Source organism: Nonomuraea sp. NPDC050783 (assembly GCF_040802095.1).
Classification (GTDB): domain Bacteria; phylum Actinomycetota; class Actinomycetes; order Streptosporangiales; family Streptosporangiaceae; genus Nonomuraea.
This window is the reverse complement of the sequence record NZ_JBFAHK010000012.1, coordinates 306,940-321,128: the sequence shown is the minus strand read 5'-3', so window position 1 is coordinate 321,128 and position 14,189 is coordinate 306,940. Positions and strand designations below refer to the sequence as shown.

Annotated in this window: 17 protein-coding genes; 10 read left to right on the top strand and 7 right to left on the bottom strand. The window is 74.1% G+C overall.

Annotated elements, in window-relative coordinates; translation table 11 throughout:
* On the top strand, positions 1-237 hold a 237-nt coding region (locus AB0H75_RS30290), incomplete at its 5' end, for a non-reducing end alpha-L-arabinofuranosidase family hydrolase (protein ID WP_367802052.1).
* A gap of 201 nt (positions 238-438) precedes the next feature.
* The gene (locus tag AB0H75_RS30285; RefSeq protein WP_367802050.1) at positions 439-1,449 is read left to right on the top strand and encodes a LacI family DNA-binding transcriptional regulator; all 1,011 of its coding nucleotides are present in this window, start codon (positions 439-441) and stop codon (positions 1,447-1,449) included.
* A gap of 1 nt (position 1,450) precedes the next feature.
* Here AB0H75_RS30285 and AB0H75_RS30280 read toward each other — a convergent pair whose 3' ends face one another.
* From AB0H75_RS30280 to AB0H75_RS30270, 3 genes are all read right to left on the bottom strand, one after another.
* Entirely contained in the window at positions 1,451-2,152 is a 702-nt protein-coding gene (locus AB0H75_RS30280; RefSeq protein ID WP_367802047.1) for a hypothetical protein, read from the bottom strand.
* 87 nt (positions 2,153-2,239) lie between these two features.
* Positions 2,240-3,106: an isocitrate lyase/phosphoenolpyruvate mutase family protein gene (locus AB0H75_RS30275; RefSeq protein WP_367802045.1), complete on the bottom strand. Its 867-nt coding sequence runs from the start codon at positions 3,104-3,106 to the stop codon at positions 2,240-2,242.
* A gap of 129 nt (positions 3,107-3,235) precedes the next feature.
* A complete protein-coding gene (locus tag AB0H75_RS30270; protein WP_367802043.1) occupies positions 3,236-4,633 on the bottom strand; it encodes an MFS transporter in 1,398 nt (465 codons plus the stop codon).
* Between the two features lie 109 nt (positions 4,634-4,742).
* Here AB0H75_RS30270 and AB0H75_RS30265 point away from each other — a divergent pair, with 109 nt between their 5' ends.
* Positions 4,743-5,705, top strand: a complete 963-nt coding sequence (locus tag AB0H75_RS30265; RefSeq protein ID WP_367802042.1) for an RNA polymerase subunit sigma-70 — start codon at positions 4,743-4,745, stop codon at positions 5,703-5,705.
* 40 nt (positions 5,706-5,745) lie between these two features.
* Here the strand turns inward: AB0H75_RS30265 and AB0H75_RS30260 are convergent, their stop codons facing one another.
* Positions 5,746-6,591, bottom strand: a complete 846-nt coding sequence (locus tag AB0H75_RS30260) for a helix-turn-helix domain-containing protein (RefSeq protein ID WP_367802040.1) — start codon at positions 6,589-6,591, stop codon at positions 5,746-5,748.
* A 121-nt stretch (positions 6,592-6,712) separates the two neighbouring features.
* On the opposite strand from AB0H75_RS30260, the gene AB0H75_RS30255 reads away from it, so the two are divergent.
* Positions 6,713-7,438, top strand: a complete 726-nt coding sequence (locus AB0H75_RS30255) for an alpha/beta fold hydrolase (RefSeq protein ID WP_367802038.1) — start codon at positions 6,713-6,715, stop codon at positions 7,436-7,438.
* 147 nt (positions 7,439-7,585) lie between these two features.
* Here AB0H75_RS30255 and AB0H75_RS30250 read toward each other — a convergent pair whose 3' ends face one another.
* Positions 7,586-8,434, bottom strand: coding sequence for a PQQ-binding-like beta-propeller repeat protein (locus AB0H75_RS30250; RefSeq protein ID WP_367802036.1), 849 nt, complete (start codon positions 8,432-8,434; stop codon positions 7,586-7,588).
* The gene (locus tag AB0H75_RS30245; RefSeq protein WP_367802034.1) at positions 8,353-9,591 is read right to left on the bottom strand and encodes an MFS transporter; all 1,239 of its coding nucleotides are present in this window, start codon (positions 9,589-9,591) and stop codon (positions 8,353-8,355) included. The genes AB0H75_RS30250 and AB0H75_RS30245 overlap by 82 nt, the downstream gene beginning before the upstream one ends.
* Positions 9,592-9,675: 84 nt before the next feature.
* Here AB0H75_RS30245 and AB0H75_RS30240 point away from each other — a divergent pair, with 84 nt between their 5' ends.
* Genes AB0H75_RS30240 through AB0H75_RS30225 form a run of 4 tightly spaced genes read left to right on the top strand, consistent with a single transcriptional unit; the run spans position 9,676 to position 11,477 of the window.
* Entirely contained in the window at positions 9,676-10,155 is a 480-nt protein-coding gene (locus AB0H75_RS30240) for a winged helix-turn-helix transcriptional regulator (protein ID WP_367802032.1), read from the top strand.
* A 21-nt stretch (positions 10,156-10,176) separates the two neighbouring features.
* The gene (locus AB0H75_RS30235; RefSeq protein WP_367802030.1) at positions 10,177-10,902 is read left to right on the top strand and encodes an HD domain-containing protein; all 726 of its coding nucleotides are present in this window, start codon (positions 10,177-10,179) and stop codon (positions 10,900-10,902) included.
* A 6-nt stretch (positions 10,903-10,908) separates the two neighbouring features.
* Positions 10,909-11,124 (top strand): hypothetical protein, encoded by a 216-nt coding sequence (locus AB0H75_RS30230; protein ID WP_367802028.1) that lies wholly within the window; start codon positions 10,909-10,911, stop codon positions 11,122-11,124.
* 41 nt (positions 11,125-11,165) lie between these two features.
* Entirely contained in the window at positions 11,166-11,477 is a 312-nt protein-coding gene (locus AB0H75_RS30225) for a hypothetical protein (protein WP_367802026.1), read from the top strand.
* A gap of 89 nt (positions 11,478-11,566) precedes the next feature.
* Here the strand turns inward: AB0H75_RS30225 and AB0H75_RS30220 are convergent, their stop codons facing one another.
* Entirely contained in the window at positions 11,567-12,016 is a 450-nt protein-coding gene (locus AB0H75_RS30220) for a winged helix-turn-helix transcriptional regulator (RefSeq protein WP_367802024.1), read from the bottom strand.
* 262 nt (positions 12,017-12,278) lie between these two features.
* Here AB0H75_RS30220 and AB0H75_RS30215 point away from each other — a divergent pair, with 262 nt between their 5' ends.
* Both AB0H75_RS30215 and AB0H75_RS30210 read left to right on the top strand, forming a co-directional pair.
* Positions 12,279-13,685 carry an MFS transporter gene (locus tag AB0H75_RS30215; RefSeq protein ID WP_367802022.1) on the top strand — a complete coding sequence of 469 codons (1,407 nt, stop codon included), beginning with the start codon at positions 12,279-12,281 and terminating at the stop codon, positions 13,683-13,685.
* A complete protein-coding gene (locus AB0H75_RS30210; protein WP_367802020.1) occupies positions 13,682-14,167 on the top strand; it encodes a pyridoxamine 5'-phosphate oxidase family protein in 486 nt (161 codons plus the stop codon). The genes AB0H75_RS30215 and AB0H75_RS30210 overlap by 4 nt, the downstream gene beginning before the upstream one ends.
* The last annotated feature ends 22 nt before the right edge of the window (positions 14,168-14,189 follow it).

Below are 14,189 nucleotides of genomic sequence, written 5' to 3'. Positions count from 1 at the left end.
GGCTCCTGGACCCCCCAGGCCGCCACCGAGGCCAACCCCTTCGCCGGCAAGGCCAACAGCGGCGCCACCTGGACCAACGACATCAGCCACGGCGAACTGATCCGCACCAGCGCCGACCAGACCATGACCGTCGACCCCTGCAACCTGCAACTGCTCTACCAGGGCCGCAGCCCCAGCTCCGGCGGCGACTACGGCCTGCTGCCCTACCGCCCCGGCCTGCTGACCCTCCAGCGCTGACACCCCAGCGGCTGACACCCCAGCGCTGACATCTCGACGCTGACGGCGTGGCCCCGGGCCCGGCTCCTTCCCGGCCGGGCCCGGGGCCACCGGGCGAACCGGGCCCTGGGCACGAGGTCTGGGAGCATCGACGTGCCCAGGGCCCTACGACCGCCCTGGCACGCGCGCCGCCGCCCCGCGTCCCGTGGCTAGACTGCCGCCATGACCGCGGAGTCGTCCCCCCTCACCATCGCGCAGCTCGCCGAGCTGGCGGGCGTTTCCACCGCGACGGTCTCCAAGGTCGTGAACGGCCGTTCCGAGGTGTCCTCCCAGACCCGCGCCGCCGTGGAGGAGCTCATCCGCAGGCACGGCTACCGGCGCCAGCGCCGCCGCTCCACGCCGACCGCCCTGGTGGAGCTGGTCTTCCACGCGCTGGAAGGCGACTACCCGGCCGAGATCACCAAGGGCGTGGCGCGGGTCGCCCGCGAGCACGACCTCACGGTGGGGATAGCCGACCTGCACCGCGACCGCGCCGCCGCGGACACCTGGCTGGAGGGCGTGCTGCGGCGCCGCCCGAGCGGCGTGATCGCCGTGTTCTCCGGCCTGACCGAGACCCAGCACGAGCACCTCGCCCGCCGCGAGATCCCGCTGGTCCTGCTGGACCCGGCCGACGTCCCCGCCCGGGGCATCCCGTCGGTCGGCGCCGGCAACTGGAACGGCGGCCTCGCGGCCACCCGCCACCTCCTGGAGCTCGGCCACCGCCGCATCGCCATCATCACCGGGCCCGACTCCGCGCTGCCCAGCCGGGCCCGGCTCGACGGCTACCGCACGGCCCTCGACCTGGCCGGCGTGCCCGTCGCCCCGGAGCTGATCGACCGGGGCGACTTCCTCATCGAGGGCGGCCAGGCCGCGGCGCACCGGCTGCTGAGCCTGCCCGACCGGCCGACCGCGATCTTCGCCACCAACGACGGCCAGGCCGTCGGTGTCTACCACGCGGCCCGCCGGCTCGGCCTGCGCGTCCCCGACGACCTCAGCGTGGTCGGCTTCGACGACATGCCGTCGGTGCGCTGGACCATCCCCCCGCTGACCACCGTCCGCCAGCCCCTCACCGAGATGGCCGCCGCGGCGACCTCGATGCTGCTGACCCTGGCCCAGGGCGAGCCGCTGCCGCAGAGCCGCGTCGAGCTGGCCACCGAGCTCGTCGTCCGCGACAGCACCGCGCCTCCCCCGTAGCTCACCCCTTCAGGCTGCTCAGAGCGGCGGCGGGGTCGTCGGTGATCTCGATCACCCGGCGGGCGTCGTAGTTGCGGCTCACCCCGACCGAGGCGATGAGCTCGCGCGGGACGCGCACGTCGACGTACGCGCCATAGCGGATGCGCAGCTCCTCCGCGGTCACGACATGGGGCCGGGTGGCGGACGCCGCCCCGAGCGCCAGCACGAACAGGAGCTGGTAGACGTCGGCCGCCATGACGACGGCACGCAGGCCGGCCGTGGCGCCCGAGACCGCCAGCATCCCCTCCAGGGCGACGCCCTGCACGATCACGGCGAACGACAACATCAGCAGCAGCGGCCGCTGGCTCCTCGCGTACGCCAGGGCGGTACCGCCCGGCGGCACCCCGTCCTGGCGCCGCCTCACCCACAGGGCGAAGCCGGCCAGGTTCGTGCGCTCCGCTCTCATGAGCATGCGCACCGGGAGCGGCACCAGCGCGTCGGTGACCGTCCTCAGCGCCTCCCCCGGCGCGGCGCCGCCCTCGCGAGCGGCCCTGAACAGCCGGTAGGCGTGCAGGTGGCCCAGGGCGGACAGCGGCGCGACCACCGCCGCGGCCACCACCGCCGCAGGCGTGGGCGTCACTCCTCCCGCGACCATCGACAGGGCGGCGAGCAGGTCCAGGACCGCCACCGCCATCAGGCCGTCACGGGGAAGGCTGATCCGCATGCTCCGGTCCTTCCGTCGGAGGAGGGTCATGAAGATCATAGGCAGTGGTCGCCGCCCGCCACGCGGGGCACCCCTCGCAGGCCGTTCCTAGGGTTCGGAGACCTCCTGGAGGAGCGGGCGGAGGGCGGTACGCAGGTGGTCGAGGGCGCCGCGGTACAGCTGGGGGCCCACCGAGACCCGGGCCACGCCGATCGCCCGGAGCTCGTCCAGCGACCCGCGTCCCAGCGCGAGACCGGCGTTCACCGGCCCGCCCGCCTCGGCGACGATGGCCCGTAGGTCCTCCGGCCCGGCTCCGGCGGGGAACACGCAGTCGGCGCCGGCCGCCAGGTACGCCCCGGCCCTGCGGATCGCGTCGGCGCGCCTGCGGTCCCCGGGCAGCGGCGAGGTGGGGAAGAAGGAGTCGATCCGGGCGTTGACCACCAGCGGCACCCCGATCCGGCCGGCGGCCTCGCGCATCCGCGCGAGGTAGGCGGCACGGACGTCCACGTCGACGAGGCCGCCGTTGACGTGGTCGCTGTCCTCGATGTTGCAGCCTGCGGCGCCGATCCCGACCAGGAGCTGGACCAGCTCCTCCGGGGCCATCCCGTAACCGGCCTCGGCGTCCACCGTGACCGGCACGGCGACGGAGGCCGCGATGCGCCGGGCGACGAACATCATGTCCCCGATCGGGGCGCCCTCGCCGTCGTCGTGGCCCAGGGCGGCGGCGATCGCGTTGCTGGCGGTCGCGACCACCGGGAAACCCGCCTCGACGACGGCGCGGGCGCTGCCCACGTCCCAGGCGTTGGGCAGCACCAGCGGAGCGCCCGGGACGTGCAGCGCGCGCAGCAGCTCCGCCTTGTCCCTCAGGCCGGACCTGTCCGCCCGGTGTGTCGTGGCGGCCTCCACCGGCGGGGGCGCGGCGTGGCCGGCGCCGGGGATCACGGCGTTCTTGTCCTCGAGCGACGATCCGCTCATGTGCGTCCTCCAGAGGTGATGATCTTCTTCCAAGCCCGGCCGGACGGCCCGGCCGGGTCGCCGTCCCGATGTGCTCGGGCGATCCGTGGTCCTAGGCGCGATCCGTGGTCCTAGGCGCGGTCCGTGGTCCTAGGCGCGATCCGCGACCTCGGGCCGCGGGTTGCGGGGCGGGACCGGCGCCGGAGCGGCGCCCGGCCGGCCGGGCAGCACGAACCCGGCGATCAGCGCCCCGCCGGCCAGGACCGCGCTCAGGACGAGGGCGGCGGTGAAGCCGTCGGTGAACCGCTGCGGCGTGCCGAGGCCGCCCGCGGCGGAGAAGGCCGCCACCAGCGCGGCCACCCCGAACGCGCCGCCGAGCTGGCGGAGCGTGCTGTAGGCGCCGGAAGCCTTGCCCATGTCGGCCGGGGCGACGGCGCCGAGCACCGCGCTCTGCGTGGCGGGGATCCCGGCGGCGACGCCCGCGCCCGACAACACCAGCGGGAGGATCAGCTGCCGGTAGTCCCCGTGCGGCGACGCCACGGCGGCGATCCACAGCATGGCCCCTCCGTGCAGGACCATCCCGGCGACGAGGAAGGGCCGCTCGCCGAAACGGGAGATCAGCGCGCCCGCCAGCCGCGGGACCAGGACCGTCATGGCCCCCCACGGCATCAGCTGCAACCCCGCCACCAGCGGCCGGGAGCCGAGGCCGACCTGAAGGAACTGCGCCATGTAGTAGAGCGAGCCGAAGGTGGAGGCCCACAGCAGGAAGATCGCCACGTTCCCGGCGGAGAACGCGCGGGAGGCGAACAGGCGCATCGGCAACATCGGCTCGGCCCGCCGCCGCTCGACCACCACGAAGGCCACGACGAGCGCCACGCCCGCCACGAGCGGGACGGCTTCCGTCCTGACCAGCCCGAAGACCAGGGCGAACGCCGCCCCGGTGCCCAGCAGCAGGCCGGGCACGTCGATCCGGACCCGCGCGCCACGGCTCTCGCTCATCAGGCGCACGACCGCGAGGATCAGGACCGCGACGATCGGCACGTTCAGCCAGAAGATCCACCGCCAGGACAGCCCGTCCGCGATCGCGCCGCCCAGCAGCGGGCCGACCGGGACCGACGTGCCCACCACCGCGGTGAACGTCCCCAGAGCCCTGGCCCGCCCCTCGGGCGGGACGGCCCCGCCCAGCAGCGCCAGCGCCAGCGGCATCACCGCGGCCGCGCCCGCGCCCTGCACGGCACGGGCGGCGATCAGCCAGCCGGCGTCCGGCGCGAGCGCGCACCACACCGAGGCGGCGCCGAAGACCGCCAGCCCGACGGCGAACAGCCGCCTGCGGCCGAACCGGTCGCCCAGCGCGGACGCGGTCAGCATGAGGACCGCGAAACTCAGGGTGTAGGCGTTGACCATCCATTCGAGCTGCTCGCCGGAGGCGCCCAGCCCGGCCCTGATGGACGTCAGGGCGGTGGACACCACGGTCGCGTCCAGCCCGACCAGGAGCGCGGCCACGGACGTCAGCCCGAGGACCCATCGTGAGGTGCTTGTTCGGTTCATACCGGATCAGGACACCGGCCGGTCCAGGATCGGACCGTTCCTTCCGCGGGCCGGCTGGTGTCATAACAGGGAAAGAGGTGTCACAACAGGGAAGGATGGGGGCCACCTCGTGTCCGACATCGTCCAACCGCGCGTCGACGACGCGTTCGCCGAGCTCATCGAGCCTTACCGGAAGGAGCTGCGCCTGCACTGCTACCGCATCGTCGGCTCGCTCGCCGACGCCGACGACCTGGTGCAGGAGACCCTGCTCGCGGCCTGGCGCGGCCGGGAGAGCTTCGAAGGCCGCGCGTCGCTGCGCGGCTGGCTGTACCGGATCGCGACCAACCGCAGCCTGAACGCCCTGCGTGACCGGGCCCGCCGCCCCCAGGAGGCCGCCCGGCTGCCCGAGCCCACGCGGCTGGGCGAGCCGCTCTGGCTCGAACCGTACCCCGACAGCCTGCTGGAGGACGCGCTCACCGCGCCCCCAGGCCCCGAGGTCCGCTACGAGGAGCGCGAGAGCGTCAGCCTGGCGTTCACCGTCCTGCTCCAGCGCCTGCCGCCCCGCCAGCGGGCCGCCGTCGTGCTCTGCGACGTCCTCGGTTTCCGGCCGGGCGAGGCCGCGGAGATGCTGGACAGCACGCCCACCGCGGTGAAGGGGCTGCTGCAACGGGCCCGCGGCGCCCTGGAGACGAGCTGGGAAGGGGCTTCCGCGCCGCGCTCGCCCCGCGAGCGCGAGCTGGCGGGCCTGTTCGTCAACGCCCTGGAAGCCGGGGACATCGACGGGATCGTCTCGCTGCTGACCGACGACGCGTGGCTGACCATGCCGCCCGAGCCCTACGAGTACCAGGGTCCGGTCGCGATCGGCGACTTCCTGCGGTACACGCAGGACCGCCGGGGCGTCGCGCTGCGTGCCGTGCCCACGCGCGCCAACGGGCAACCGGCCTTCGGGTGTTACCTGCCGGTCCAGGAGGCCGCGATCGCCCGGGCGTACGGGCTGCTGGTGCTCACCACCACCGGGGAGGGGATCTCGGCGATCACGTGGTTCCGCGACTCGAGCATCTTCCCCTACTTCGGCCTGCCCCGGTCCCTGTGAGGAAGGACGGCCGCCGGCGGCTCCTCGCGGCGGGCCGGGGTCAGCCCCGCGTGACGGACGCGAGGAGCGCCAGCTTGTCGGCGCTGTCGGTGCCGGGGTCCGGGTGGAGGACGACGAGCGTCCGGCCCGGCGTGCCGCTGACGGCCAGCCGCTCCCGGTTCAGCCACAGGCTCCCGACCTGGGGGTGGTCGAGGTGCTTGGGGGTGCCGTGGCAGGTGTTGACGTCGTGGCGGGCCCAGAGCCGGCTGAAGAGCGGGCTGGCCAGGGAGAGCTCGCCGACCAGCTCGATGAACCGGGGGTCGTCCGTGTCGGTGCCGACCGACGCGCGGAAGCCGGCGACCATGCCCTGCGCGGCGTCCCGCCAGTCCGGGTAGAGGGCCTGCTCGGCGGGGTCGAGGAACACGTCCCGCAGGCGGTTGCGCCCCGCCGCGAGCCGCGGTGACAGGGCGGTCGCCGGCGCGTTGGCGGCGAGGACGTCGAAGTAGCGGCCCTCCACGTACGCGGGCAGCGCGAGCGTGCCGACGAGCTTGGCGACGCCCGGCGGGACGGTCTCCTTACGGGGCCGCCGCCGGCGCCGCCGGGGTTCTCCGGCTCCGAGGCGCAGCAGGTAGGCCGTGGCGTCGTCGTCGAGCCGCAGCACGCGGGCGAGGGATTCGAGGACCTGTGCCGAGGGATTGCGGTCGCGGCCCTGCTCCAGGCGCAGGTAGTAGTCGGCGCTGATGCCGGCGAGCATCGCGACCTCCTCCCGGCGCAGGCCCGGCACCCGCCGCACGCCCGTGGAGGGGATGCCGGCCTGCTCGGGGGTGACCAGCTCCCGGCGGGCGCGTACGTAGTCGCCGAGAAGGTTGGTCGCGCCGCTCAGGTCCCCGCTCATGCCCCCGCTCATGTCCCCACGGTAACCGGCGCGCCTTCGCCCGTGCCTGGTCCTGTCACCCCCAGGATCGCGGGGGCTCTGGCCCGGCCGGCGGGCGGGCGGGAACCTCGCTGCCGAGAGCGAGGAGTCACACATGTCAACATATTTGCTGGTACACGGGGCCTGGCACAGCGGGCAGTGCTGGGAGCGGGTGGTCCCGCCGCTGGCCTCGGCCGGGCACCGGGTGCTCGCGCCGTCACTGACCGGCTTCGGCGACAGGGCGCACCTGCTCGGCCCCGAGGTGGGACTGGACACGCACGTGGACGACGTCGTCGGCCTGATCACCGAGAAGGACCTCACCGACGTGATCCTGGTGGGCCACAGCTACGCCGGGCTGGTCGTCTCCTCGGCCGCCGAGCGCGTCCCCGGCCGCGTCGCCCAGCTGGTCTACCTCGACGCGATGGTCCCCGAGGACGGCGAGAACGCGCTGGACGTGCAGCCCGTGACGCAGGCCCTCATCGACCGCGCCGCCGGGTCCGGGACCGGCTGGCGGATCCCGCCGATGCCCGAGCTGCCGCCGCCCCTGGGCCTGTTCGGGGTCACAGAACCGGCGGACGTGGCCTGGCTGCGGGCGATGCTGTCCGACCAGCCGGTGCTCTGCTTCCAGCAGCGGGTCCGGCTGGCCGATCCGGCCGCACGGGCGATCCCGCGCGCGCACATCCACTGCGTCGGCGCCGTGCCGGAGGGCATCGAGCGGCGGCCGGTCCCGGCGACGCAGCCCAACGGCGACCCGTCGCGGGTGTGGGAGCTGGAGACGGGGCACGACTGCATGATCACCATGCCGGACGAGCTGGCCGAGCTGCTGCTCAAGCTCGCCTGACCCGCCGCCCGGGCGCGCGGGCGCGCGGGCCTGTGGGCGCGCGGGCCTGTGGGCGCGCGGGCCTGTGGGCGCGCGGGCGTGTGGGCGCCCGGACGCCCGGACGCCCGGACGCCCGGACGCCCGGGCGCGGGGTCTCGCCGGGAGGTGTCAGCCGACCACCGCGTCGTCGCCGGTGCCCACGCCGATGCCGGCCAGGCCGTCGCGCGTCCATCGCGGGGTGATGTCGGCCTCGAAGCGGTGCCGGTCCACGACGCGTCCCGTGCGGGCGTCGAGCTTGACGAGCGTCGTCGCGTCCTCGGCGACGTAGGTGTCCACGCCGTCCGTCAGCACGGTGCCGTCCCCCTCCCCGCTCAGGGCACGGCGCCAGGCGGTGCGGCCGTCGGCGATCCGGTAGGCGGCCACTTCGGTCCTCGATCGCACGGTCACCAGCTCGTCCGACACCCCCATCGCCTCCCCGTAGGGGTTGTCCCTGAGCCCCGCCGACGGGACGCGCCAGAGGACCTTCCCGTCCTGGACCCCGCGGACGACCAGAGCGCCGCCGTCGTCCACCGACGCCAGGCGGTCGGCGCCGAGCGCGACGTTCGCCTCCGCGCCCGCGCAGTCCTGGAAGACGAGCACGGTCTCGCCCGCGCTGCGGACCGAGCCGAGGACGGGGTCTCCTGTGCGGCAGGAAGCGGACGAGGCAGACGGGTGGGACCAGCGGGTCGTCCCCGTCCAGCCGTTCTCGTACCGCCAGGCCGTGGATCCGTCCGTGATCCGCTCTCCGAGCAGTCCTTCGCCACGCAGGCCCCACCACGAGCTCACCGCCACATCGCCGTATACCTCGGCCGCGAAGGAAGCTCTACCGACGACGTCGATCGACGGCGTCCCCCACCCCGCCGGACGCCAGGGATAGGAGGAGTCCCCCATCCGCGTCATGGTCTCGCCCGGCCGGCCGACGAGGGCGAGCAGCAGGAGGCTGACGACGGCGCAGGACACGAGATGGATCGACCGCATGAGCCCCAGCATGGCCCGCCGGCCGCCCGGACCGCCAGCGCGCAGGCCGCGAACCCGGCTCCCAGGAGGCTGGAGCCCGCCCAGCCCCAGGCGGCGAAGGCGGCGGTGGTGGCGGCCGCGCCGAGGGCGGAGCCGAGCGAGTAGAAGACCATGTAACCGCCGATGACGGCGCTGGTGCGCTCCGGGTACGCGGCGGTGAGCAGGTGCTGGTTGCTCACGTGGACGGCCTGCACGGCGAGGTCGAGCACCACGATCCCGGCGGCGAGGAGCCAGAGCGACCGCGGTAGCTGCGCGATCGCCGCCCACGACAGGACGAGCAGGGCGAGCGCGGCGCGGGTGACCCGGCTCGCGCGTCCCGCGTCCGCCCACCGCCCCGCGCGGGCCGCCCCGAGCGCGCCGGCGAGCCCCGCGAGGCCGAACAGCCCGATCTGGCTCTCGCCCAGCCGCCAGGGCGGGCCCGCCAGCGGCAGGGACAACCCACTCCACAAGCTTCCGAACGAGGCGAACAGGAAGAACGCGATGAGCCCGCGCGTCAGGAAGAGCCGCTGCCCGAGCAGCCCGCCGAGCGGGACGGCCACCACCCTCCGCCGGCCCGCCGGCGGGCGGGGGCGCTCCTCGGGCGCCAGGAAGGCCGGTACGAGGGCCGCGAACGCGAGGGACAGCACCGCGAGCACCGCGTAGACGCCGCGCCAGCCCCACACCTCGGCGAGCGCGCCGGTGACGACCCGCGCGCCCAGGATGCCGGCCACGACGCCCGAGGTCACCACGCCGATGGTCCGCCCGCGCTCGGCGGGCGGCGAGACCGACGCGGCGTAGGCCACCGCGGTCTGCACCACGACCGCGAACATCCCGGCCACCGCGAACCCCGCGAACGCCACCCACGCGACCGGCGCCGAGGCCACCAGGACCAGCCCCGACGCGGTGACCGCCAGGTGGGCGGCGATGAGCCTGCGCCGGTCGGCCACGTCGCCGAGCGGCACCAGCAGCACCAGCCCCGCCAGGTAGCCGAGCTGACCGGTGGCGACGATCCACCCGCTGAGCCGCGCCGGCACGCCGAGATCGCGCGCCATCGGCTCCAGCACCGGCTGCGCGGCGTAGACGCTCGCCACCGCCACCCCGCACACCACCGCCAGCAGCGCCCGCCGCCACGCGTCCATCGCACTCACCTCGATCAGTAGCAAATCGCAACCGTTTGACCGTACGGCATAATGGTTTCAATCCGCAACCGATCGGGAGGCGTCATGTCGCGCGGCACGAACCCCGGCTGGACCGACCCGGAGTGCCCAGTCGCCCGCACGCTCGACCTCGTCGGCGACAGGTGGAGCCTGCTCGTCGTCCGCGACGCGATGGACGGGGCGCGGTCGTTCAACGAGTTCCAGCGGCGCACCGGCATCGCCCGCAACATCCTCACCGACCGCCTGCGCAAGCTGGTCGCCCACGGGCTCCTCGCCCAGCGCACCGCGCCCTCGGGCCGCCGCCGGGAGTACGTGCTCACCGACGCCGGCCGCGACCTCTTCCCCGTCATCCTCACCCTGCGCCAATGGGGCGAGCGGCACGCCTTCGACCCCGGCGAGGCCCACTCCGTCCTCGTCGACAGGAACGGCGTCCCGGTGCCGGCCCTCGCGCCGACCGGCGCCGACGGCACCCGCCTCGACACCGACACCACCCGCGTGCGCAGGCCCGCGGGCCAGCCCCAGGACCCTGATCTTCAGGCTTCCTGAAGGTACGGTAGGAATGTGGTCATGAGACTCTCCCAGATCCCCGTCCCGGGCTCCCCGGCCGCCACCGCCGCGCGCGAGGTGGCCGCCGCCTACTGCCCTCCCTCGCTGTACAACCACTCGGTCCGCTCCTACCTGTGGGCCGCCGCGTACGGGGCCGAGCACGGCATCGCCTTCGACGAGGAGCTGCTGTACGTGGCCGCGGTGCTGCACGACCTCGGGCTGGTGAAGGAGTTCGACAGCCACGCGGTGCCGTTCGAGGAGGCGGGCGGCCACGTGGCCTGGGTGTTCGCGGCCGGGGCCGGCTGGCCGGTCGAGCGGCGCGAGCGCGTGGCGCAGGTGATCGTGCGCCACATGTGGGACGCCGTGGACGTGGCCGAGGACCCCGAGGGGCACCTGCTGGAGCTGTCCACCGGCATCGACATCTCCGGGCGCCGGGCCGAGGAGATCCCCGCGGGCCTGCGGGCCGAGGTGCTGGAGGCGTATCCCCGGCTGGGCCTCGCCGCCGAGTTCGCCGCCTGCTTCGAGAGCCAGGCCGCCCGGAAGCCGGACGGCCGCGCCGCCCGGTCCGTCCGCGCCGGGCTCGCCGCCCGCCTCGCCGCCAACCCGCTCGAAACCGACAGCCCACTCGAAACCGCCGGCCCGCTCGAAACCGGCAGCCCGCTCGAAACCGACAGCCCGCTCGAAGCCGACAGCCCGCTCGAAGCCGGCGGCGGGGGCGTGCCGCGGCCGGGGAAGGAGCTCTCCTGACCGCGGATGCGCGAGGGCGTGTTCGAGGAGCAGCGGCCCCGGCTGTCCGCCCTGGCCTACCGGCTGCTCGGCTCGGCCGCCGAGATGGGCCTGCAGGCGGGCGACGCGGTGGCCGAGCTGGTGTCCGGACGGGACCCGCGGCCGGCGTGCGGTAGCGTCGCATTCGTCGCCGGCTTGTCGGACGCGGAATCGGAGGTGATCACGGTGCATCGGATCTTGTGACAGCCCCAATCCGGGGCTTCACGGAGCCGAAAGGTGACCGTATGAGCAAGACCGACAAGACCCGGCCCTGGTGGGTGCGGATGGCCGACGCGCCGATGGTGACCTGCGTGCCCGAGCACGATCACCGCTTCGGGCCGTGCACGCTGCCCGACGAGATCACCGCCGACAGCGCGTCCGTCAACCGGCGGACGAGCGGCTGCCACTGGCGCGCCACCGCCTCCTACGTGTTCGACTGTGGTGGCGTCGGCGGGGGCCGGGAGTGGTACCGCTTCCGGCGCCAGGACCGCCGCCGCAGCCGTCACCAGGCGCGCCGGGAACTGCGTGCCTGGCTCACCGCTCGCGGCGAGGGCTGAGGGAACAGGGAAGAGGAGCTACCGCCGGACCGCACGGGTCAGGCGGTCTCCCGCTCCGTCGATCTCCCCGGCGCCCCGCTGTCCCGGTGTCAGTGGCCGGCCGCCTGGAGCCGGTGCTCCTCCTCGGCGGTCCGCACGTCGTACGCGGAGCGGGCGGTGGAGATCTCCTGCTGGTGGTCCTCCGTCCAGAGCACCAGCGACTTGATCACCTCGTGCAGCGAGATGCCGAGCGGGGTCAGCGCGTACTCCACCCGGGGCGGCACCGTCGGATAGACGGTCCGATTGATCAGCCCGTCCCGCTCCAGGTGGCGCAGGGTGACCGTGAGCATGCGCTGGCTCACGCCGTCCACGGTGCGGCGCAGCTCGGAGAAGCGCATGGTCCTGCGGTCGAGGAGGGCGATCACCAGCAGCGACCACTTGTCGGCGACGCGGTCGAGGATCTGCCGCACGTCGCAGTCGGCCCGGACGTCCCACTGCCTGGCCTCGTCCTCGTCGGTCCCCGTGCACTGGCCCGGTGCCCTTGATGTGCCGTCTTCCATAGCTCCCAATGGTGACGCACGATTCCTTCGTTACCAAACAGAACCAGCCGTGCGGCACCGTCCGACGGGATGGCCACCCTGCCGGAGAAGCCCGCACCCGCCTCCGCCGCGCCCCCCCGGCCGGTCCGTACGACCCGCTGTCCGGCCTGGTCGTCGGCGGTTCCCGTGCGGTAACCCGGTGCCTTTGAAGTGCCTTCTTCCCTAGCTCTTCACGGTGACGCAAGATTCCTTCGTTACCAAACGGAACCATTGGAGAGCTCCTGTGTCGACCACCGTCCCATCCCCCGCTACCTCGCTGCGCCTGACACCACGGGCGTGGGGGATGTTGTTCGTCCTGTGCGGGGCGATCTTCCTGGAGGGCATCAACGTCGCCATGCTCAACGTGGCGCTGCCCGCCATCCGGGCCGACCTCGGCCTGTCCACCGGCGAGCTGCAATGGGTGATCAGCGCCTACGTCCTGGGCTACGGCGGGTTCATGCTGGTCGGCGGCCGGGCGGCCGACCTGTTCGGCCGCCGCCGCATGTTCCTGGCCTGGCTGGCGGTCTTCCTCGTCGTCTCGGCGCTGGGCGGCATGGCCGGCGAGGGCTGGACGCTCATCGCCGCCCGCTTCGTGGCCGGCGTCGCCGCGGCGGTCATGACCCCGGCCGGACTGTCGATCATCACCACCGGCTTCGCGGAAGGGCCGCAGCGCAACCAGGCGCTGCTGATCTACTCCGGCACCGCGGCGGGCGGCTTCTCCCTCGGGCTGGTGCTCGGCGGCCTGCTGGCGGCCGTGAACTGGCGGCTGGTGCTCTTCGCGCCCGCCGTCCTGGCGCTGGTCATCCTCGTGCTGGCCGTGCCGCTGATCCCCGCCACCCCGCGCGAACGCTCCCACGACCGGCACGTGGACGTGCTCGGCGCGGTCACCATCACCGCCGCCATCATGCTGCTGGTGCTCGGCGTCGAGCGGGCCTCCCATACGAGCGCCGGCTGGACGGCCGCCACCATCGCCGCGGGGCTCGTCCTCATCGCCCTGTTCGTCGTGATCGAGCGCAGGTCCGCCGCTCCGCTCCTGCGACTGGGCCTCCTGCGCTCGGCGCCCCTGGTCCGGGCGAACCTGGCCGGCCTGCTGTTCGCCGGGGCGTTCTTCGGCTTCCAGTTCATCGCGGTCCTCTACCTGCAGGAGCTGCGCGGCTGGAGCTCGCTGCAGACCAGCCTGGCCATGCTGGCCGTCGGCGCGGACGCCGTCCTCGCCCCGACCCTCACCCCCCGGCTGGTCAACCGGTTCGGCAACGCGAAGGTCATCCTGGCGGGGCTGCTCCTGGCCGTGCTGTCCTACGCGCTGTTCCTGCCCATCGCCGCGGACACCGTCTACCTCGCCATGTTCCCCACCATGATCATCCTCGGGGTGGCGTTCGCCCTCGCCTACGGGCCGCTGACCATCGTCGCCACCGACGGCGTGGCGGAGAGCGAGCAGGGGGTGGCCGGCGGGCTGCTGTACACCTCCTTCCAGTTCGGCGCCGCGCTCGGGCTCGCCGCCAGCACCGCCGTCATCGTCGCCACGACGGCCGGCGCCACCGCGGCCGGCATGCTCGACGGCTATCGCGCCGCCCTGGCCGTGCCCATCGCCGCCGCCGTCCTGGCCGCCGCCGTCAGCGCCCTCGGCCTGCGGAAGGAGCCGGTCCGATGAGCGCCGTCACGGTGAGGTCCTTCGCGGAGATCGAGCGGGAGTTCAACACCTTCATCGGCGCCATCGGGTACGCCACCATGGTCACCGTCGATGCCAGGAACCGCCCCCGCACCCGCGTCCTCATCCCCGTCTGGGAGAGCGTGGACGGGCGGCCGCTCGGCTGGCTGGCCACCTACCGGACCCCCGTCAAGGCGGCCCACCTGGCCGGCAACCCGCACACCTCCTTCTCCTACTGGAGACCGGGCAACAACTCGGTCGCCATCGACGCCGTGGCCACCTGGGCCGCCGAGCCGGAGGTCAAGAGCCACGTCTGGGAGCTGTACCGCGCCACCAGCCCGCGCGGGGCCGGCTACGACCTCGGCAACTTCTGGCGCTCGCCCGCCGACCCCAAGCTGCACGTCCTCCGCCTCGACCCCTGGCGCGTGCAGGTGATCCGCGGCATGGACCTGCGCAGCCGGATCTGGACGGCCCCGCGCGAGTGAGACCGGCCCCGGTACGGTGACG

Coding starts and splice junctions, on each gene's coding strand:
- AB0H75_RS30285 (WP_367802050.1), top strand. CDS start 439: ATGACCGCGGAGTCGTCCCCCCTCACCATCGCGCAGCTCGCCGAGCTG.
- AB0H75_RS30260 (WP_367802040.1), bottom strand. CDS start 6,591: ATGAGCGGGGGCATGAGCGGGGACCTGAGCGGCGCGACCAACCTTCTC.
- AB0H75_RS30210 (WP_367802020.1), top strand. CDS start 13,682: ATGAGCGCCGTCACGGTGAGGTCCTTCGCGGAGATCGAGCGGGAGTTC.
- AB0H75_RS30280 (WP_367802047.1), bottom strand. CDS start 2,152: ATGCGGATCAGCCTTCCCCGTGACGGCCTGATGGCGGTGGCGGTCCTG.
- AB0H75_RS30255 (WP_367802038.1), top strand. CDS start 6,713: ATGTCAACATATTTGCTGGTACACGGGGCCTGGCACAGCGGGCAGTGC.
- AB0H75_RS30220 (WP_367802024.1), bottom strand. CDS start 12,016: ATGGAAGACGGCACATCAAGGGCACCGGGCCAGTGCACGGGGACCGAC.
- AB0H75_RS30240 (WP_367802032.1), top strand. CDS start 9,676: ATGTCGCGCGGCACGAACCCCGGCTGGACCGACCCGGAGTGCCCAGTC.
- AB0H75_RS30250 (WP_367802036.1), bottom strand. CDS start 8,434: ATGCGGTCGATCCATCTCGTGTCCTGCGCCGTCGTCAGCCTCCTGCTG.
- AB0H75_RS30235 (WP_367802030.1), top strand. CDS start 10,177: ATGAGACTCTCCCAGATCCCCGTCCCGGGCTCCCCGGCCGCCACCGCC.
- AB0H75_RS30270 (WP_367802043.1), bottom strand. CDS start 4,633: ATGAACCGAACAAGCACCTCACGATGGGTCCTCGGGCTGACGTCCGTG.
- AB0H75_RS30275 (WP_367802045.1), bottom strand. CDS start 3,106: ATGAGCGGATCGTCGCTCGAGGACAAGAACGCCGTGATCCCCGGCGCC.
- AB0H75_RS30225 (WP_367802026.1), top strand. CDS start 11,166: ATGAGCAAGACCGACAAGACCCGGCCCTGGTGGGTGCGGATGGCCGAC.
- AB0H75_RS30245 (WP_367802034.1), bottom strand. CDS start 9,591: ATGGACGCGTGGCGGCGGGCGCTGCTGGCGGTGGTGTGCGGGGTGGCG.
- AB0H75_RS30230 (WP_367802028.1), top strand. CDS start 10,909: ATGCGCGAGGGCGTGTTCGAGGAGCAGCGGCCCCGGCTGTCCGCCCTG.